This window comes from Pseudoalteromonas sp. P1-11 (genome assembly GCF_001399995.1).
GTDB lineage: Bacteria > Pseudomonadota > Gammaproteobacteria > Enterobacterales > Alteromonadaceae > Pseudoalteromonas > Pseudoalteromonas atlantica.
Map to the genome: position 1 here is coordinate 52,824 of NZ_LJSP01000006.1, position 20,556 is coordinate 73,379.

The window sequence follows — 20,556 nt, forward strand, 5'->3', positions numbered from 1 at the left end:
TCCTAATTTTGCCCGATAACATTATTAACCGCCATTTTGATGCAAAATAACAAGCTTTGAATTAACACTATTTCAATAACATGTTTATAAAGGTAATTATTGATGAAATTATCGGAGTATGTAATATACGCCGTTTTGGTGTGTTATAAACCACCAAAATGGGCTTAAGCAAAGTCAAGGATTTGAGATTTGATTCTAGGAACGAAAACATTAGAAAAACTTCGCATTCTTATCAATGAAGAAACAGAATACCGAAGTGGGCCTAAAATAATTCAATTCTTCAATGAGTTGGGATTTAGTGACAGTTACGGACAAGGCTTTCCTTCGCGTTGGATGTATACCGATGAAAGACTTGCAGCAATCAATGGCACACCAAATATTGATAAATGTATTAAAAACTTATTCTCTCCTGTTAGCTTTATTGAAACCCCTGAAAAACTTGATTTACATATCTCAGAATTCAATAAATATCTCGCATTTGATAAATGGAAAGTTGTAAGAAACCACGCGGATATCTCGTTTCAAAAACTAGATAAAGTTGAATTTACTACTCCTAAGAAAACAAATGATGAAGAAGGTTTTCTCAACCAAGAGTTTAAGGATTTAAAGCTATCTAACCTTCAATTGGATAGCACTATAACTAGCGTGCTTGAGTATAGAATTAAAGAAATAGAAAACTGTTTTTCTGCTAACGCTCCACTCTCTGTAATTCTTATGGCTGGTAGTACTCTTGAGGGTATTTTACTTGGCGTTGCAACTAGTAATCCAAGGATATTTAATTGCGCTAATAGCGCACCCAAAAATCGGGAACAGAAGGTAAGGCCATTTCAAGAGTGGTCACTTGCAAATTTTATCGATGTTTCAAAAGAGATAAATTTATTGCATCATGACGTTCATAAATTTAGTCATGCACTCAGAGATTTTAGGAATTACATTCACCCATTTGAACAAATGAGTACAGGCTTTAACCCTACAATGTATACAGCTAAAATTTGTTTGCAGGTATTAAAAGTCGCCATACACCAAATCAATGAGAATAATAGGTGTATCAGCGCATAACAAGAGTCTAAGGTTACGACAGTCCGCTCATGGCACATTAAAGCCCTTGGAATTGAGCCCGAAACTGATTTTTATCGCTCGAACTAACAAGGAGCTTATTTGAGTTAATAAATGACAAAATTAACATATTATAAAAATTTATCTTTATCAGTTATTTCCATCGCATTAGGCCTAGTCATCGGGTTTGTAAATCTAAATCAGGTTAATAGTGGCTTTCCTTTTAAAAGTGACCTTGTAGAAAAAAGTGGTCTTGTTGATTGGGTTCAAGCACATGATTATGGAATACGCTTCGGGTTTGTTAATGATCCAATGAATTTTAATTACCCGTCAAAATCAAATGGGCAAGGCATTGTTGAAGAGTCTCTTTTGAAATCAAAAGATCAGCTTGTTACTATTTTATTTGAGGCTTCTGATACGCATTCGCCAATCTACTCTTCGAACATATATCATAATTTTTTTGAGTTAAAAGTGAATGGACTGCTTGTTCGTTCTTATGAAGAATCTGAACAAGCTTGGAAGTCAGACAACAAGTTGACACCTTTTATTGTTGCTCTATTTTTAATTGGAGGAACATATATCTGGCGCAAAACAAAAAAAGAGTACAAATATACTCAATATTGAAGCACAGCTAACTCTCACATCATCAGGCCAAAGGGTTCTAATCTTGACTCCTCATATCACGATTCATCAATGTCTACTCGTGCACTCTCCTGCCACTCGACAACATAAATATTGATTATAATTGGCAAGGTATTTTACTGTGTCGGATGGCGCTTCGCTTATCCGACCTACACTGGCTGATGAAGTTATCAAGTTTGATGAAATATCATGAGTTAAACCTGATCGTTCAAGTTAAAACATATTCAACTAACAGCTAATAGCTAAAAACTAATAGCTAGCCCTTCTCAAACCTTGGCACTTTTCGTTTATCGGCTTTGCTCATAGCAAGCTCTTGTATCTCTTCTTGCTTAAGCTCGTCTGATTTATCTTCTAATGAATGCTGCTTGGCGTTTTCATACACCAGCTCGGTAAGTAGTGCAAAATGATCAGAGCCATATTTTGCAAGGCGCTTAATGCGCTTTACTTTAAAGCCTTGGCTGTGAAATAAATGATCGAGCGGCCAGCGCATAAAAAAGTAACTTGCGTGAAAGGTGTTATAAAAGCCACGGCCTTTACGTGGGTCTAAAAAACCACTTATTTGCATAAACAAACGGGTGCTACGCGACCATGCCACATCGTTTAAATCACCGGCTACAATGGTCGGGCGTGTTGGCTTTTTAAGTGCTTTAGCGACCATTATTAGCTCTGAGTCGCGTGGGCGCGATGAGTCTTCTTCAGTGGGACTTGGTGGCGCGGGGTGTATAAAGTGCCCTTGCATTTCAAGGCCTTCATTGTTTTCGAACAGGATATGAATTGAAGGAATATCCTGTTCAATGAGCTCACATATTTGCGCATCAAGAATTTTAAATTTACTGTATAAATGCATGCCGTAGCGGTTGTCTTTAGGGCATTCAATATAATAGGGGTAGTTTTTTTTAAGAACAGCTAATTTATTTTCCCACCAGCTGTCGCTTTCAAGGGTAATTAATAAGTCGGGCTGGTGTTTATCAACCAGTGAGATTAGTTGCTCACTATTGTGGTTTGACATAAGCACATTAGCCGACATGATTCTAACACTGTGATCTTCGCTCACTGAGGCCGTTTTAACTTCTTTTTTAGCAAGCCAAGTGTAAGGAAATATCCACTTACCTTGTAATGCCATGGTTAGTAATGCGGTTAAAGCAGTATACAAATACCCGCTATTGCCGCTTTGCCACAGTAAATAAAACGATATAATTGCAACAGCGCTGGCTATATAAAATACCTGTAGTCGAACGAAGTCGCAGCTGCGCACTAAGTAGTGCTGACTGTACGACATAGGTAACAAGGTCACTAATAAAAAAAAGCCAATGATTATAGCCAGTGCAATGAGCATTTAAATATCCTTATAAATTGTACTTAACGAGTTAAAATTGAAAGTATTTCTCGGGTATCGTGCACCATGTGTATAACTGTACTGTCTATTTTTATACTTACTGTACCATTATCTCTAGAACGTTCAATAACGCGGCCTTGTTTATATACATTGCGGTCTAGGTAATCGCCTCTATGGTAACGCTTACTTAACCCTGGTGGCGTCCACCCAGCACGCACTAACTTTTTTTGCTGCTTTTTAGATAGTTTCTTACTGCTTTTATAGTTGTGCTGCTGATGTTTATGGTGGCCATTTTTATGGCCGTGATTGTCTTTGTCGGGCTTTGCCTGTGCATTAACGCTAACCAAGGCACCCGCTAAAAAAACCGTATATAAAAACGCTTTCATAAATAATCTCTAATAATGTTAATAGCTAAAGATTATCAAACACGCCTGAACATCATATGAAACTGCAAGCAGCTATTTATCTCGGCTTGTACTGTGTTTTGCAATGGCTGCGCATTATGGCTGGGTCTCGCAGTTTTAAATGCTTGGTTTTACGCCCTGCGTGGCGTTTGCGCCACACTTTAAAACTACCCTTTGAAATATGCTCTCGCATAAACACGACCAGCTGTGAATAATTAAGCCCGTATAACTGCTCTATAGCCTCAAAGGGGGTTCTGTCTTCCCACGCCATTTCTATAATTCGCGATTGCTGCTCTGCGTTAAACATGGTTATCTCTTAAAATTTAAACTTATACGAGAAGAAAAAATACATAGATCATCACCTCAAAACCGAATATCGCTGTATAATAAACACACTAACATAAGAAAAAATCGGATTTACATTTATGCGCACATTACTGCTGCTTTTAGCTTTTAGTTTTTCTTCGCTATTATTAGCAGCGCCTAATAAAACGCTGCGCTGTGCAACGACCCATTACCCGCCTTTTACAATTTATGACGATGAAACACATACCTTTACAGGCATAGACATAGACTATTTAACTTTTATAGAGCGTAATTTAAAAGTAACCATTGAGTTGGTGCATTTACCGTGGGCTCGTATTAAAAAAGAAATGACGTTAGGTTACTACGATTGTTACTTTGCGCTGGCAAATAATACCGAGCGTGCGCAATATTTAGAATTTACCACTGAGCCACTACACACCACCCAATTTGGTTTATTTAGCACAGAAAAAGCAAACCTTAATAATGACTTATCAAATTCACGCATTGCTATGCTAAGAGGCGTTAAATTACCCAATGTACTGGCAAAAGAATACAATATTAAACAAAGCAACTTTATGCATTCACTCTCCACTAAAGCCACATTTGATTTGCTTAATAAACAGCGTGTTGACTACGCAATTACTAATTATCAAGCCGGCTTATGGTACTCAAAAGGCTATAAAAACATACATGCTAAGCAGCTTGAAGGCTATGCCCTACCTGTTTATATTGCTTTTAAGCATGGCGTGGTCAACACCGCAATCGTTGATGAGCAAATAAAACGCTATAAAGCGCAATTCGGTGTGCATTAATAAGGTAGGCAATGTTAACTAAATTACCAAATTGGGTTGAGTACGGCGCGTTTACACTCGCCTTTATTGCTGGCATTGTGAATGCTGTAGGGTTATTAGGGTTTGAGCATCAGGCTATTTCTCACCTTTCCGGTAGTGTTACTTTACTTGGTATAAAACTAATGAGCAGTACCTCTGCTGCGTTACTACTAATGAGTATAATTTTAAGCTTTATGCTTGGCTCTGCCCTTTCTGGTTTTTTACTTACCGGCGGCTCGTTAAAGCTGGGACGCCATTACGACACCCTATTATTTATTGAAGGCCTATTACTGCTTTTAAGCACCTATTTACTCAGCCGCGCCCATGTTTATGGCATTACGCTTGCCTCTGCCGCCTGTGGTTTACAAAACGCCCTTGCCACTAACTACAGCGGCGCAGTAGTGCGCACCACTCATTTAACCGGTATTTTTACCGACCTAGGTTTAATGATAGGCAAAGCGCTAAAAGGTGAACCCTTTGATACCCGCAAAGGCGTAATATTTATACTTATTATTGCCGGCTTTTTATTAGGTGGAGTGTGCGGGTTTATGCTTTATGAGCACTTAGCCCTACTTGCTTTAACCGTGCCCGCTGGGGCTTGCTTTATATTATCGCTAACTTATCGGGTATATAGAATACGCGCACTTTAACGCAACCGGTTTAAAAACCGTTTAAAACACCTTACCATGGCGTTAATAAAGCGTTACTCACCTTAAAGGAATGTATGAAACCTTATATTTTGCCGCTGTTATTGCCTCTCAGCCACGTTGCACTTGCTGATAATAAAAACGATGATGCAATAGAAACCATAACAACCACCGCATCACGTACAGAAGCACTGGCTACCCCCTATCCACTTACTATTAGTACCTTATCTGAAGCGCAGTTAAATAGCATTGCGCCTACTCATGTTGAAGAGTCGTTACAGCGTATTGCAGGTGCTAACGTACAGCGCGGAAATGGGCAAGAATACCTACCGGCACTTCGCTCGCCTGTGCTCTCGGGCGCGGCAGCCTGTGGCGGCATACTAACCCTTGAAGATGGCATTGCACTGCGTGCTGCAGGCTTTTGTAATATTAACGAGCTTTTTGAAGCGCATAGTGAAATGGCGCAGCGCATAGAAGTACTCAAAGGCCCCGGCTCTGCACTTTATGGCTCAAATGCTGTGCATGGTGTTATTAATGTAATAACGCCCGATACCACGCAAGGCGGTGGATTAGTCGGGCTTGATTATGGCTCATACGGATATGCCCGTTATAAGCTTCGCGCTGGGCAAGACTACGGCAACAGTGGTATTGGCATAAACGCCAGTGTTACCGACGATACCGGTTACCGTGATGATGAAAGCGTTAAACAGCAAAAAATAAATATTCGCCACCGCTTTGAGCACTCAAACCTATTGCTTACCTCTGGCCTTACATACACAAATTTAGATCAGCACACTGCGGGCTTTATTACGGGTTTTGAAAGCTATAAAAACGAAGACATAGCACAGCAAAACTTTGACCCCGATGCATTTAGAAAAGCCCGCTCATTTAGAGCGTGGAGCAACGCCCAGTGGCAACTAAAGAACGGCAATGTGCTTTCTATTACGCCTTATGTGCGCGACCAAAGCATGGACTTTTTTAAGCACTTTTTACCTGGCACCCCGCTTGAAACCAACAGTCAAACAGGCATAGGTGTGCAATCGCTTTATCAACATAACTTGCAAAGTAATATAAAAATAAACCTAGGGCTTGATGGCGAATACACTCGCAGCGACTTTACTCAAAGCCAAAACGAGCCAACTCAAGGCTCTGCATTTTTAGTAGCCACAGTACCGCAAGGCAAACACTACGATTACGATGTAAACGCAACCCTGTATGCGCCGTTTGCATCAGTTGAGTGGCAATTAAATAAATGGTTTATTAGTGCCGGCCTCAGGTATGAGCATATGCAGTACGATTACACTAATAATATGCTTAGTGGCCGCACAACAGAAGACGGCACAGAATGTGGTTTTGGCGGTTGCCGTTATAGTCGCCCAGCCAGTGGTAAAAATAGCTTTAGCAATACCTCACCTAAATTTGGCGTGAGCTACAAGGCCAACAAAAATAATACGCTATACGCTAACTTTTCGCGTGGCTACCGAGCGCCGCAAGCGGCAGAGCTTTACCAATTACAACGCGAGCAAACCACCGCCGATTTAAACCCCGAAATAGCCAATAATGTCGAGCTTGGCTTAAAAGGATATTACAGCAATGTAAGTTACGCATTGGCTGTGTATGCTATGAGCAAACACAATACTATTTATCGCGATAGCGACTTCTTTAACGTTAATGATGGCAGTTCACGTCACAGAGGTATTGAGCTTGAAGTAGATTATGCATTAAGCAAAACGCTTAACTTACAATTTGCAGGTACACATGCAAAGCACACGTATACCAATAATCAGTTAATTAATGGGCTAAATATAAACGGTAACAACGTAGACACCGCGCCACGCAATGTGGCTAACCTTGATTTAACCTGGCAAGCCTTTAATAACCTAGCGCTTGCACTGCAATGGCATAGCGTAAGTAGTTACTATACCGACCCAGAAAACCTACATAGCTACGAGGGGCATGATATTTTAAGCTTGCGTGCAAAGTGGCAAGTTACCAATAATTTAGAAGTGCTTGCACGTATAATTAACCTTACCGACGAAGCTTATGCAGAGCGTGCTGATTACACCAGCTTTACTGGCGATAGGTACTTCCCGGGTAAACCGCGTAACGCCATGCTTTCGGCTACGTACACGTGGTAAAACCATATATAAAGGTTAATTTAAGTCGCCCATATATTTAGTGGGCGACTTTCCCATTACCTTTTTAAACATAGTTATAAACGCACTCACCGATTCGTACCCCAATAATGCCGACACTTGCTGTACACTTTGCCCATCTGATAGAGCCTGCAGCGCTGTAATTATATGTAATTGCATTCGCCACTTACCAAAGGTCATACCGGTTTGCTTTTTTATAAGCCGTGCCAACGTACGTTCGGTTAATGCAAAATTTTGTGCCCATTGTGCAACGGTTTTACGATTATTTGGCTGTGCGAGTAACTGCTGCCCCATTGCTTGAATAACCGCATGCTTAGATAACACAAAGTCGAGCGGCTGGGCGGGCATTTCAATTAATAAATCAAACAGTACCTGAGCTAAACGTGCTGTTTTAGTGTCTTCATTATAGGCTTGGTGTTCGCTTGCTAGTTTTAGCATTAAACTTTTTACCAGCCCCGTTATTGCTAATGTACAGGTATGCTGTGGCATGCCGTGCTTATTGGCATCAATAAATACAAAACATAATTTGGCGTTATCAGATGCGCGATTGCTGTGTAAGGTATTTGCAGGTACCCAAATAGCACTGTGCGTTGGCACCATCCACATTTTATTAGCCGCTTCGCAGGTTACATAACCATCAAGCGCTAAAATTAGCTGCCCCTTAGGGTGAGTGTGTAACGGGTATTCTTTACTGCCTTGTGCGGTATCTACTTTGGCAATTATAGGCTGTGCCATGTGCTCGTAGTTTTGTAGGTATCCCCACCCTTTAGGCTCAAACATATTTTGTCAGTTTTTAGTTATTTAATGTCAGTATAGCTAAATTATAATACTGCTGATTTGTTTATACTAGCGCCAATAATTAGCTAACTTATTTTGTAATAATGACTCACACACCTCACAGTAATGCTGGTATGTCGCGCTTTTCAAGCGTATTGCTTGTAATAGGTATTTTACTTATTGCCGCCAATTTACGTGCGCCTTTTACAGGGGTTGCCCCTGTGCTTGAACAAATAATTGCGCATTTTAATTTAACCGCTTCGCAAGCAGGCTTTATTACCACGTTACCGCTAATTGCCTTTGCCATTATATCGCCTATGGCTGCAAGCCTGGCTAAACGCCAAGGGCTTGAGCGCACATTGTTTTTTGCTGTATTTTTAATATTACTGGGTATTGCCGCACGGGTGGTTAATTCATCCATTATGCTCTTTGTAGGCACAGCCATAATAGGCGCAGGTATTGCCATAGCTAACGTATTGCTACCAAGTATAATAAAACGCGACTTTGCGGCAAAAGTGGCGGTAATGACCTCTGCTTATGTACTCACTATGGGCATTGCCTCGGGTGGCTTTTCAGCATTAGTTTATCCGCTTAGCCAATATGAAGGGTTAGGCTGGCAGTTTGCATTAGGGGCAAGTGCACTTATTACAATTACCACTTTAATTGTGTGGATGGCGCAATTAAATAAACACACAAAACCGGCACAAACAGCACAGGCCTCAACACTTAATAAAAGCGTATGGCGCTACCTACTTGCTTGGCAAATTACCTTGTTACTGGGGCTAAATTCATTTTTAAATTACATCATTATCACATGGCTGCCTAGCATACTCACCGAAGCGGGCCAAAGCGCAACGCAAGCAGGCGCGTATCATGGTGCTTTTCAAATTGCGACCGCCATACCTGGGCTTGTGCTTATACCTTTGCTAGGAAAATTAAAAGATCAAAGTGCGCTTAGCTTTATACTTGCATCACTGAGTGCGTGCTGTGCGCTAGGGTTACTTTATATGCCAAGCTTTGCATTAGTGTGGACGCTACTACTTGGCTTTAGCTCGGGGGCGTGTTTTATTTTAGGGCTGTCGTTTATTAGCTTACGTACCGATAACTCCACGCAAGCGGCTTCGCTTTCGGGTATGTCACAAAGTATTGGCTATTTGCTGGCGGCTATTGGCCCTATGGTAGCAGGGGCGCTACATACAAGTACCGGTAGCTGGAGTGCGCCGCTTTGGTTATGTGCAGGTGCAGGTGTGTTATGTGCTACATGTGGATGGTTTAGCGGCAAAAAAACCACGCTTAATAATAGTTAACTTACTAGCTGCTGTAACCATGAAAACAAGCCCGTTGCTGGCTTTTTTGCGGGGCGATGCTTTTGCTCAAAGCGCTTATTAGCGGCTTGACGTTGCTCGCGGCGCAGCTGTGCTAAATTAGCTTTTGCAGCAAAACGCAAACGCTGCTCTTGGGTTAGTTCGTCATTAAAGTTAATGGCTGACTTTTTAACTGCTCGGCTACTTTTAGGTGAACTGCACATATTTTTCTCCAAATGACTGTCTTATAAATAGACAGTCATTTGGTTAAAAAAATTTCACACAAATTTAAAGCGCAACGTTATCTTTATAAAATTACGCAACCTAAAATTACTTACACCAATCGTGTTAAGTTATTAGGCATTTATAGCGACAGATAAATAGCGTGATAACAAGGCATGAATATCGACATGCAGTTGTTCTACATAAGAAATTTACAACGCTGTTAGCGCTCTATTTAGCACGTTAGAATGATTAAATATTTAAGTCGATTGGTGTTATACAGCACCAATACACTCTACTTCTACTAACGAATCAAGGGCTAACGCGTTTACTGCAAATGCACTACGTGCAGGATACGGCGCACTAAAATATTGCGTATAAATAGCGTTAAACGCTTTAAAATCGTTAATATTGGTAAGCATAACAGTGCACTTTACAATATTGCTCAGGCTGTAGTTATGCTGCTCTAAAGTGCGCTTAATGTTTTCAAGGGTTTGCTTAGCTTCACCTTCAAAACCACCCGCTGCTAACTTACCGGTTGCAGGGTTAATCCCTATTTGCCCCGACATATAAAGCGTATTACCGGCTTTTACTATTTGCGAAAATGGTAAGTTAGGATTAGCTTTGCCTGTATTTAAAAAGTCGACATTACTGGGTTTTGCCTGGGCAAAACTCGTCAGTAGTACACTTGCTAATAAGGCTGTTTTTGTCAGTGTTTTCATTAATAGCCTACCTGTTTATTTAGGTGTAGTTTCAAAAGCCGGCACTTGGTGTAAATCGTTTAGCCATGCAAGCGTTGATTGCGACCAAATTTGCGCAGCTGGGGTAAATTCATCACGCTGATCAACGGCCCCTATGCGCAGGCCGTACACTCTATCGGCTTTTGCTTCGTTGGTTGCGTAAAGTGTAGTGCCGCACGTACCACAAAAACCTTGTGCGCGTTTATTGCCGCTTTGTGCTGTTTTAACATACTCTTTTGGCTCGCCTTTAGTAAATACCACCGAGTTTGGCTCAGCCATAATTACCGCTCTAAATGGCCCACTCGACATGCGTTGGCAATCGCTACAATGACATACAAGTACGTTATTATTTTGCGACTGAGCTTGGTATTTAATTTCACCACAATAGCAGCTTCCAGTAATTTTCATTTTACTCTCCTTGAGTATGTTTAAAGGTGTTTAACCTAAATAAGCTAAAATAATTTTAGGTAGTTCTTGCGCGTATTGCTGCGCCGATAAATCACAGGCTATCGCAGGGGTTAAATCTTGATACAGCACTTTATCAAGCAATGAGCTGACAATTAAAAATACTGCCGTACCTGCCGCCGCCTCGCTCACTTTGGCATCTGTTTGGCTAATTAATTGCGCTAAACGCTGATAAATTACTCGTCTGTTTATGTGTTTATCACTGCCTAATAACTCGCTGTGTAAACGCGAATTTAAATGCAGGGTTCTAAATACCCCCTGCTGTGATGATAAAAACACATAGGTTTTATGGCATAAAGTGTTAACTACATCGTCTAAGTTTTTATAGTGCTGCGCCTCAAGCTCTGTTACCCAGTTATCTAATGCAATACCAAAGTCTTGATACAACATGGGCAGCAGCGACTCTTTATTTTTAAAGCGACGGTAAAACGTACCTACCGACACCTCGGCGTAATCGGCCAGCTCTTTTATACTTATGTGCTCAAAAAACTTACTTTTTAAACTGTGATGCAGCGCTTTTACTAGTTTTTCTTGGGTTTGTTGACTGCGTTGTTGCTTAGGTGCCAAAAAGGGTTGATCAGACATAAATTTAAACGTGTTAGGTTAAAGTGCACACATAGTGCAGCTTGTTAATATAAACAACAATACCCAGCCAGCAATTACTTTACTCGCTGGGTAACTACGGCATTATTTGTGGCTATTTAAGTAATCTACCGCTAATTGGCTAAGTGTTTTTGTGCCCACTTTAAACGATGACTCATCGGCGTAAAAATAAGGTGAGTGGTTACTTGCTACCGTTTTTAAGTCTTGATCGTCAGGCGTTCCACCTAAAAATACAAATACACTAGGTATTTCTAGGGCATAAAACGAAAAATCTTCTGCGCCGGTTATTTTACCCATTTCTTGCACGTTTTGTTTACCGGCTGCTTTTTCAAGGCTAGGTAACATTTGCGCAGTAAGTTCAGGGTTATTAACCGTTACCGGGTAACCTTCGTGAATATGCACATCAGCCGTTGCCCCCGATGATTTAGCAATATGCGTAGCGGTTGTTTTAATATTTTCAAAGATTTGCGCGCGGTTATCCATATCAAAATTACGAATAGTACCAACCATTTCAACTTCTTCAGGAATAATATTATTACGCACACCACCGGCAATTTTACCAAACGACACAATAGCGGGCTCTTTGGTTATATTAACTTGGCGGCTAACAATATGGTTAACGCCCGTTACAATTTGCGCAGCGGCAGCAATAGGGTCAACGCCTGTCCACGGTGCTGAGCCATGTGCTTGGCGACCGTGTACGGTTATTTCAAAGCGATCGGCACTGGCCATAAACGGCCCACTTCGATAGCCAATTTTACCCGTATGTAGGCTCGATGTAATATGCAGGCCAAATGCTACGTCAGGTTTGTATTTTTTAAATATACCTTCTTTAAGCATTAGCTCTGCACCGCCCTCTTCGCCTAAAGGTGCGCCCTCTTCAGCAGGCTGAAACACAAACATGATGTTGCCATGCAATTCATCTTTCATATTTGCTAATACTTCGGCTGCGCCCATTAGCATAGCTACGTGCGTGTCGTGGCCACAAGCGTGCATTATGCCTACATCAACGCCACGGAAATTTGTGGTTTTGGTTGATTTAAATGGCACATCTGTTTTTTCTGTTACCGGTAGTGCATCCATATCGGCGCGTAGCATTACTGTAGGGCCAGGCTTTGCGCCTTTTAAAATACCAACAACACCTGTGTAAGCAATATCGGTTTGTACTTGCATACCTAACGACTTTAAATGTTTAGCCACAATGCCTGCGGTACGCGTTTCGCGGTTACCAAGCTCAGGGTTTTGGTGAAAGTCGCGTCGCCATTCAATTACCTGCTGCTCTACATTTTTAACGTGTTGATCAAGGTTTGCCTGCGCGTTAAACGCACCAAGTGCAGCAAAACCTAATGCCACCGAAAGTAGTGATTTTTTCATCCTGATTTCCTTTATTATTTTAATGAAGCCCAACAACCGATTTAGTGTTATCGAAAAGTGCTGTTGAGTTATAGCCTACACCATTTTTAAATACAGTTTCCATATTACGGATAGCCGACGCATCTTTAGCAAAGTCGCCATTAACAATAACCAAGTCGGCATGTTTACCTACTTCAATACTACCTATTGTATTTTGCTTATTTAAATACTGCGCTGCATTTAACGTAGCTATTTTTATTGCTTGTGGCTGCATAAACCCAGCCTCTACGAGTAATTCAATTGCACGCTGGTTGGAAAAGCCAGCAATAACGCCGCCATAACCTGTTGGGTCGGTGCCCACCATTAATTTACCACCAGCGGCTACAAACATTTTTTCTAGCTGCATCATTTTTTTAAATACTAAAGGCCAACTAGATTCGCTCTGCTTTGCTATTTTTTCAAAGCGCGACTCGTACTGATCACGTACTTGCGGTATTAATGCATCAAGTGCTTTTGGGTAGGCTTTAGGGCGACCTTTAGTAAAGGTTTCAAATACAGTAAGTGTAGAGGTAAGTACTACATTTTTAGCCACTAAGTAATTTATTAGGCTCGTTACTTCTGGCGAGTTTATATCTAACTCAACAAACGATTGCTGTACGTCTTTATTACTTGGGCATACATCTTTTTGTTTGTTTTTAACAAAGTCGGTGGCGGCAAAAAAGCCATGTTCTAGGTTATCAATACCTAAAGCGGCTGCTTCGCGGTATGTAACTGAACATAAATGAGCCGTTACTTTGTTATTTTGCTCGTGCGCTTTTTTAATAACAACATCAAGCTCATTTTGATTAATATGCATATACGCTTTATATGAGGTAACCCCCTCTAAGCCCCAGTAGTCCATCATTTTTTTAGCATCGTCTGCATCGCGTAGCGACTTTATTTTTAAAATAGGTAAACCGGGGCCATTTAAATACGGCGCCGTTACATCTATATCTGGGCCTAAACTTTTACCTGCGTTTATATCATCTCTTAATTTTAAATCAGCATATGGTGCAGTGGTGCCTGCAGTACGAATTGTGGTTGCACCGCCTGCTAAATATAGGCGAGGAAAGCTGTAAAGCATTTCGGTGTAATGAGCCTTGCCAGTTGGATAAAACATGTGCTCATGCATCATCACCAATCCCGGAATTAATGTTTTTCCACTACCGTCAATAATATTCACACCTTTAGCGACGCCTACTTCTGCTGTGGCGCCTATATTCACAATTTTATTTTTATTTATTACAACCGTTTGATTAGTTTGTGCCGGTTTGCCGGTGCCATCGATTAACGTGATATTTTTAATTGCATAACGCCCCGCTTGATAACGTACAAATTGCTCATCAACTGCATAACTTGTAAAGCTAGTTAAAGCGCAAGCAATTAATAATAAAGATTTTTTAATTTTTTTAAATGCGTACATAGATATACTCATAGTGTGTGCTCATCTGGGTAGAAGACATTACTATAAATGCACCACCCAAAAATGTAAATCTGGATTCACATTTTAATTCATCATACTTTAATAAATCTTTTTTACTGTACTCTTTTTAAATTACACGGAATGACTATGAAAAATCGAATCGCTAAAAAGCACGTTTTAAAATCAACATTGGCACTGACTATTGCACTCGCATTGAGTGGCTGCGACATTGATGATAACGATAATAACGACCCTGTCGTTGTAGAAACACCAGAGCCTGCACCGGTTACTTTGCGCGTGATGGAAACAACCGACATACACATGTATTTATCTAACTACGATTACTTTGCACAAGCCCCATCAGAAACCTTAGGGTTTGTTAATACCGCTACCCTTATAAAAGAAGCCCGCAATGAAGTGCAAAACAGTGTACTTGTTGATAATGGTGATTTAATTCAAAACAGCCCGCTTGGCGATTACGAAGCGATTGTACGTAAAGACGATATTTTAAATGGCGCAACCCATGTGGCCTTTAAAGCAATGAACTTGCTTGATTACGATGTTGCTAACTTAGGAAACCATGAATTTAATTTTGGCTTAGAGTTTTTAGATGCCACATTAAGTGGTGCCGACTTCCCGTATATTAATGCCAATGTATACGTTGATGATGGTGATGATGACGACAGCAACGATGAAAACCGTTACACCCCGTACTACCTTCAAGATAAAACCGTATTTGATATAAACGGCAACGAACAAACAATTAAAATTGGTTACTTAGGCCTTACCCCACCGCAAATTATGCAATGGGATAGCGCGCACTTACAAGGTAAGGTCATTGCTAAAGATATTGTTGCTACTGCTGAAAAGTTCATTCCACAAATGAAAGCACAAGGCGCCGATATTATCATTGCCATTCCGCACTCTGGGTTAACAGCCAGCGCCCAAGAAGACCTCGCTGAAAATACGGCCCTTTACCTGTCTAAAGTAGATGACGTAGACGCCATATTGTTTGGTCATAACCACCGTTTGTTTCCGGGTGATTCGTCGTACGATGGCTATGAATCGGCGGGTATTGATAACGTAAACGGTAAACTTAATGGCGTACCGGCTGTTATGCCTGGCTTTTTTGGCAATAACTTAGGGGTTATTGATTTAATTGTTGAGCCAAACGATGAAGGCGGCTGGGAAGTAACCAGCTCAAAAGTAGAAACCCGCGCCATTAGTGGTACAGATGAAAACGGCGACTTTATTGATTTAGCTGCTGTAGATACCGATGTAGCTGCCGCAATTGAGCTTGAACACCAAGCAACGATTGATTGGGTAAGCGAACCATTTGCTGAAATTTCAAACCCAATTTATAGCTTTTTTGCTTTGGTGCAAGACGACCCGTCAATTCAAATAGTATCAGATGCACAAATAGCGTGGGGTAAAGCGTTTATTCAAGGCACTGAGCTTGATGGCTTACCTGTGCTTTCGGCAGCTGCCCCTTTTAGAGCTGGCCGCAATGGTATTGAAGATTACACCAATGTAAAAGCAGGCGATATTACCTTACTAGATACCGTTAGTTTATATGTGTTTCCAAACACTATTCGTATGGTAAAAGTAACAGGTAGCGATGTTAAAGAGTGGCTTGAACGCTCTGCGGGTCAGTTTAATCAAATTGATGTAAACAGCAGCGCTGAGCAAAACCTACTCGATACCACTTTTCCCACTTTTAACTTTGACATTATTGACGGTGTTACCTTTGAAATTGACGTCACTCAGCCAAAACGATACGACAACGATGGGGTATTAATAAGTGAAAACAATTCGCGCATTACTAACTTGCAATACCAAGGTGAAGCGATAGATTTAGAGGCAGAGTTTTTAATTGTAACTAATAACTATCGTGCATCGGGCGGCGGTAACTTCCCGGCGATTGACGGTACTAGCCGTGAAACATTTGAAGGCCCAGATGAAAACCGCGGTGTGCTGCGTAGTTACATTATTAGCGAAGCCGCTAAAAGTAGCACAGGCAGTATTGACCCTTCGGCCGATAATAACTGGCGCTTTAGCACCGTGACCACCAGCACAGAGCTAAACGTTGTGTTTAGAACATCACCGCTTGATGAGGTAGCTACTATTGCACAAGCACTCCCTGCTGTTGCGCCTACCTCACCACTTAAAACAGATGAAAATGGTTTTGCGCTATACACCATAGATTTAAAAAACTAATCGCACATAACCTACAAAAACCAGCTTAATTGCTGGTTTTTGTTTTTTAACAGCGGTGTATTTTGATGTGCTGGCTTATTTTTATTAAAAACACATTTACGCCAAGCTCTGTTTAAGTGCTAGGATAATGGCTTGAAATACTGATAACTTGCAAACCTAACTATGAATTTAAATCAGCTCGATCTAAACCTTCTTATTATTTTAAAGCAGCTTTTAAACGAAAAACATATTAGCAATACCGCCTTAACCTTAGGCATGAGCCAACCTTCTATAAGCCGCTCGTTAAGTAAATTGCGCTCCTTGTTTGACGATCAATTATTAATAAGAATGGCTGGAGGGTATGAGCTAACACCAAAAGCGCAATCAATTCAGCAAGACCTAAATTCTATTTTAAATATGGTAGAAACACTGGTTAACAAACAAACCTTCGACCCTAAAACCAGCACTGCCACCATAAAACTGTTTGGCCTACCGCCGCAAATGCATTTATTTATAAAAACAATAATTAAAGATGTTCGCGAGCAAGCGCCTAATATCACCCTTGAAATAGACACCCTGCCTAAGCCGCAGTTTTCTGATTTGCTTAAAGGCGATACGCACTTTGTGATTACTGGCCACAAGCCCGCTAATTCAGAGGGTAAGTTATATCAGCAACCGTTGTTTGAGCGCGAGTTTAAATTAGTAATGGCTCGCTCCCACAGGCTGGCTAAACAAGAATTAAGCGTTGATTTATTGCGTGATTGTAATTTTGGGCAAATATCAATTCAGGGTGAAAAAGCATTAACTATTGCACAAAATTTTGCCGCGCTAGGCATTGATAATATAGCGACACCAATACGCTTAAAAAACTTTTACAGTATTGGCAGCATTGCTGAAAACACTGATTTAATATTTTATGTGCCCAATCATTTTGCTGCAGATGTGTGCCAACAGCATGACGTAGTTGCCAGAACCCCGCCCCCAGAGCTTAGCTCAGAGTATGCACAAGTGGCTTTATACTGGCATCAACGCCACCATAATGACCCTGTATGTCAATGGTTTAGAGAGCTTGTAAAAAATAAAGTATTTGAAGTTTAAATAACTGTTATTCATGTAGGGTATGTATTTTAAATTGCCATTTAAGGCGGTGAACGGTTTAATACGAATCATTCTTAATAATATTAAAATTAGATAAACATACTCACCATGAAAAACACGCTCCCATTTAATAAGCATGCGCTTAACGTTGTTATTGGTACTTTGTGTACTGGTATGTCATTCATAAGCTTAGCGGAACAAGCTCCCGATACCTCAGAAACCATTGAAGTATGGGGCACAACAATTACTAATGACTCGCTATTACAAGACGATATTGAAAGAAAACAAGCCAACCATTTAAGTGATTTACTGCGTGACCAAGCTGGTATTGACGTAGGTGGCTCGCACTCTATTGTACAAGGTATTAATATTCGTGGTGTTGACGATTTAGACCTAAACATTACTGTTGATGGTATTAGCCAAAACAATAATATGTTCCACCACTCAGGAAACTTACTTATTAATGCTGATATTTTAAAAGCAGTAGATATAAAAGTAGGGACTAACTCGGTGCTAACTGGCGGCCTTTCTGGTGGTGTAGCCTTTGAAACCAAAGATGCTAAAGATTTACTAGAGCCAGGTGAAGATTTTGGCGCGCGCTTATACACAAACTTAGGTACTAATGATTACGCAGGTGGCTCTGCTGCGGTATATGGTCAGCTAACCGACAACATAGACGCCCTTGCCTACTACACCTACACCGACAGAAATAACTTTGAAAACGGCAATGGTAAAGAAGTTACAGGTAACGAAGGCCGCACGGTAGATGGCATCTTCAAGCTCGGCTGGGATGTAAACGAGAGTAACCGTTTAGTGTTCTCATACGACAGATATAACGATGAAGGCGATTACTACGTAAAAACCAACTTTGGTGCAGGCTTTGCTGAAGATTCAGACGCGCAAACAGAAGATATTGACTACACACGTACCAGCACTTCACTTGCCTACGAGCTAGATAAAGGCGATGCCATTACCCTACGCGCTAGCGTTTATCGCAACGAACTAAGCTATATTGCACTAGGAACTGAGGGTAACTCTGAGCATACGGGCTACACTGCCCTTGCAACATCTAAAATTGCACTTGCTGGATTTAACCATACATTACGCTACGGCGGCGAAGGATATGAGCAGGTATCAAAACGTATCGAAAACCACGTACAAACCAATAAAGACACTGCCGACTCTCACGCTATTTATATTGAAGACGAAATCGCTGTAACCGATCAGTTATTTGTAACCCCTGGCGTGCGTTACAACTACTTTAAAGTAGATATGTACTCAGCCGGTACTAACGATTCGTTAGATAAATCGTGGAACGAGTTAACGTTTGGTTTAGCGGCTAAATACCTAATTAACGATAACTGGAGTGTTAACGCAAGCTCAACAGAACTTTTTCAAGGTCCTGGCCTGCGTGAAAGCTATGTTGATTACAGTACTAACTTTGATAAAGACCTAAAAGCAGAAACCGGTGTAAATAACGCCATTGGTTTTGCCTTTAAAGATCAAAACATTATGGGCTTAGACTCATTTGGTTTTTCATTAAACCTGTTTAAAACCCGTATAGAAGATTACATAGACAACTGGGCAATTGGTAAAGGTCGCCCAATTGGTACCTATGAAAACTCGGGTGATTACGATATAGATGGTTTTGAATCAACGCTTTCACTGCGTAAAGCGCTATTTAGTGCACGTTTAAGTTACTCTAAGTCAGACTCTGAACAACTAGAGACTGGCGAGCAACTGCGTTATGAAGTAGGTGATAGCATTTCACTAAACCTTGGCTACGAAGTACCAAAATACGACTTAAAATTTAACTGGACCAGCCTAGTTAACAGAACTGATGACTCTGTATCAAGCGGTGCTGATATTCATAAAGTGGGTTATCAGGTTCATAACATCAGCATGCAGTGGCTACCAAGCCAGCTTGAAGCACTAAGCATGACCTTAGGTGTTGAGAATATTTTTGATAAAACGTATTACTCTCACGCTTCATACTCAAGCGACACAGTGCAAGATTACGAAGCGGGTCGTAATGTTAAATTAAGCGCGTCTTACGTTTTTTAATTTAATAATTTGCGCATGATTTAAGGCTCAATATTTTATTGAGCCTTTTGCTGTTTAAGGGGGGCGTACCTTAAATAGCGTCAATCATAAATAATAAATAAATTATTTCAGGGTCAATAATGTCTGATTGGAAACAAAACTTACAAAAGTTCCGTTATGTAATGGACACCTTACTGCTTATTAGCTTTATGCTAGTAAGTGCACCTCAAGCCACTGGCATCCCTTTACACGAATGGTTTAGCCTATTTTTTATTATCCCTTTTGTTATACATTTATTGCTACATTGGGATTGGGTAACACGCAGTTTTGGCCGTTTATTTGCCAATATAACAGCACGCGAGCGCTTTAATATAGTGTGGGATTACCTACTTTATATAATGATGTTATTAGTATTTGTAAGTGGCTTTTTAGTGTCGGTAGCTCTACTACCCGCACTTAATATTAGTTTAAACATTCAAGACTTTTGGTCGAAAATACATCACGATTCAGCCACCTTTATTATGCCCATGCTAGGTGTGCATTTAGCGCTTAATTTTTCTTGGATAGTAAAACTGACTAAACGCATGTTTGCCAAGGAGGCTAAATAATGAAGCACCTAAAACAACAGTGGAAAACCCGCACCAGCATTGTGTTAGTTGTATCTGTTTTAGTGAGCCTTTTACTGGTTAGTTTAGAGCTCACCGATTGGGCCGCACAAATAAATCAGCAGGGATACTCCCACGGTGCAGCTGAGGGTGAAAAGCCGAAAATAGCCCCTATTTTGATGTACATTTTACCCTTTGTAAAAGAGCTTATTTTAATAGGCGTACCTATGTTACTTACTTTAGGGATTGCTAAACTATTAGGCTTAATAAAAAGGGTGGTTAAAAACAAAGCCTGAATACGAATGCAACAC

The 20,556-nt window shown here is 40.7% G+C and carries 21 protein-coding genes; 11 read left to right on the plus strand and 10 right to left on the minus strand.

Going from position 1 to position 20,556, the window contains the following annotated elements; translation table 11 throughout:
• Positions 1-189: 189 nt before the first annotated feature.
• Together AN390_RS11905 and AN390_RS11910 are read left to right on the plus strand one after the other, a co-directional pair.
• Positions 190-1,059 (plus strand): hypothetical protein, encoded by an 870-nt coding sequence (locus AN390_RS11905; RefSeq protein ID WP_029774161.1) that lies wholly within the window; start codon positions 190-192, stop codon positions 1,057-1,059.
• Positions 1,060-1,170: 111 nt separating this feature from the next.
• Entirely contained in the window at positions 1,171-1,680 is a 510-nt protein-coding gene (locus AN390_RS11910) for a hypothetical protein (RefSeq protein WP_029774162.1), read from the plus strand.
• A gap of 274 nt (positions 1,681-1,954) precedes the next feature.
• On the opposite strand, the gene AN390_RS11915 is transcribed toward AN390_RS11910, so the two are convergent.
• From AN390_RS11915 to AN390_RS11925, 3 genes are all read right to left on the minus strand, one after another.
• A complete protein-coding gene (locus AN390_RS11915) occupies positions 1,955-3,034 on the minus strand; it encodes an endonuclease/exonuclease/phosphatase family protein (RefSeq protein WP_055254737.1) in 1,080 nt (359 codons plus the stop codon).
• A 23-nt stretch (positions 3,035-3,057) separates the two neighbouring features.
• Positions 3,058-3,420 (minus strand): hypothetical protein, encoded by a 363-nt coding sequence (locus AN390_RS11920; protein WP_024031662.1) that lies wholly within the window; start codon positions 3,418-3,420, stop codon positions 3,058-3,060.
• Between the two features lie 76 nt (positions 3,421-3,496).
• Entirely contained in the window at positions 3,497-3,745 is a 249-nt protein-coding gene (locus AN390_RS11925) for a TIGR03643 family protein (protein ID WP_054983514.1), read from the minus strand.
• Positions 3,746-3,863: 118 nt separating this feature from the next.
• Between AN390_RS11925 and AN390_RS11930 the strand changes: the two genes are divergently transcribed.
• The 3 genes from AN390_RS11930 to AN390_RS11940 all read left to right on the plus strand — a co-directional run bounded on the left by AN390_RS11930 (position 3,864) and on the right by AN390_RS11940 (position 7,359).
• Positions 3,864-4,556: an ABC transporter substrate-binding protein gene (locus AN390_RS11930; RefSeq protein ID WP_055254739.1), complete on the plus strand. Its 693-nt coding sequence runs from the start codon at positions 3,864-3,866 to the stop codon at positions 4,554-4,556.
• An 11-nt stretch (positions 4,557-4,567) separates the two neighbouring features.
• Positions 4,568-5,224, plus strand: coding sequence for a YoaK family protein (locus AN390_RS11935; protein ID WP_055254741.1), 657 nt, complete (start codon positions 4,568-4,570; stop codon positions 5,222-5,224).
• A 74-nt stretch (positions 5,225-5,298) separates the two neighbouring features.
• Positions 5,299-7,359 (plus strand): TonB-dependent receptor, encoded by a 2,061-nt coding sequence (locus tag AN390_RS11940; protein ID WP_055254743.1) that lies wholly within the window; start codon positions 5,299-5,301, stop codon positions 7,357-7,359.
• A 15-nt stretch (positions 7,360-7,374) separates the two neighbouring features.
• Here the strand turns inward: AN390_RS11940 and AN390_RS11945 are convergent, their stop codons facing one another.
• Positions 7,375-8,157, minus strand: a complete 783-nt coding sequence (locus tag AN390_RS11945; RefSeq protein WP_055254745.1) for a helix-turn-helix domain-containing protein — start codon at positions 8,155-8,157, stop codon at positions 7,375-7,377.
• A gap of 101 nt (positions 8,158-8,258) precedes the next feature.
• Here AN390_RS11945 and AN390_RS11950 point away from each other — a divergent pair, with 101 nt between their 5' ends.
• Positions 8,259-9,461: an MFS transporter gene (locus AN390_RS11950; RefSeq protein WP_055254747.1), complete on the plus strand. Its 1,203-nt coding sequence runs from the start codon at positions 8,259-8,261 to the stop codon at positions 9,459-9,461.
• Here AN390_RS11950 and AN390_RS11955 read toward each other — a convergent pair.
• The 6 genes from AN390_RS11955 to AN390_RS11980 all read right to left on the minus strand — a co-directional run bounded on the left by AN390_RS11955 (position 9,458) and on the right by AN390_RS11980 (position 14,315).
• Positions 9,458-9,682, minus strand: coding sequence for a hypothetical protein (locus AN390_RS11955; RefSeq protein WP_004588490.1), 225 nt, complete (start codon positions 9,680-9,682; stop codon positions 9,458-9,460). The genes AN390_RS11950 and AN390_RS11955 overlap by 4 nt on opposite strands.
• A gap of 273 nt (positions 9,683-9,955) precedes the next feature.
• Entirely contained in the window at positions 9,956-10,402 is a 447-nt protein-coding gene (locus AN390_RS11960) for a RidA family protein (protein ID WP_055254750.1), read from the minus strand.
• 15 nt (positions 10,403-10,417) lie between these two features.
• On the minus strand, positions 10,418-10,828 hold the full coding sequence (locus AN390_RS11965) for a GFA family protein (RefSeq protein ID WP_055254751.1): 411 nt from the start codon (positions 10,826-10,828) through the stop codon (positions 10,418-10,420).
• A 30-nt stretch (positions 10,829-10,858) separates the two neighbouring features.
• Entirely contained in the window at positions 10,859-11,470 is a 612-nt protein-coding gene (locus tag AN390_RS11970; protein WP_055254753.1) for a TetR/AcrR family transcriptional regulator, read from the minus strand.
• Positions 11,471-11,572: 102 nt separating this feature from the next.
• Entirely contained in the window at positions 11,573-12,862 is a 1,290-nt protein-coding gene (locus AN390_RS11975; RefSeq protein WP_055254755.1) for a M20 family metallopeptidase, read from the minus strand.
• Between the two features lie 19 nt (positions 12,863-12,881).
• Positions 12,882-14,315, minus strand: coding sequence for an amidohydrolase family protein (locus AN390_RS11980; protein ID WP_055254757.1), 1,434 nt, complete (start codon positions 14,313-14,315; stop codon positions 12,882-12,884).
• 135 nt (positions 14,316-14,450) lie between these two features.
• Between AN390_RS11980 and AN390_RS11985 the strand changes: the two genes are divergently transcribed.
• From AN390_RS11985 to AN390_RS12005, 5 genes are all read left to right on the plus strand, one after another.
• Positions 14,451-16,520 (plus strand): bifunctional 2',3'-cyclic-nucleotide 2'-phosphodiesterase/3'-nucleotidase, encoded by a 2,070-nt coding sequence (locus AN390_RS11985; protein ID WP_095206769.1) that lies wholly within the window; start codon positions 14,451-14,453, stop codon positions 16,518-16,520.
• 162 nt (positions 16,521-16,682) lie between these two features.
• Positions 16,683-17,597, plus strand: a complete 915-nt coding sequence (locus AN390_RS11990) for a LysR family transcriptional regulator (RefSeq protein ID WP_024031645.1) — start codon at positions 16,683-16,685, stop codon at positions 17,595-17,597.
• A gap of 108 nt (positions 17,598-17,705) precedes the next feature.
• A complete protein-coding gene (locus tag AN390_RS11995; RefSeq protein ID WP_055254759.1) occupies positions 17,706-19,661 on the plus strand; it encodes a TonB-dependent receptor domain-containing protein in 1,956 nt (651 codons plus the stop codon).
• A 119-nt stretch (positions 19,662-19,780) separates the two neighbouring features.
• The gene (locus tag AN390_RS12000; protein ID WP_055254761.1) at positions 19,781-20,248 is read left to right on the plus strand and encodes a DUF4405 domain-containing protein; all 468 of its coding nucleotides are present in this window, start codon (positions 19,781-19,783) and stop codon (positions 20,246-20,248) included.
• Complete coding sequence (locus AN390_RS12005; RefSeq protein ID WP_055254763.1) at positions 20,248-20,541, plus strand: hypothetical protein; 294 nt, start codon at positions 20,248-20,250, stop codon at positions 20,539-20,541. Before AN390_RS12000 ends, AN390_RS12005 begins: the two co-directional genes overlap by 1 nt.
• The last annotated feature ends 15 nt before the right edge of the window (positions 20,542-20,556 follow it).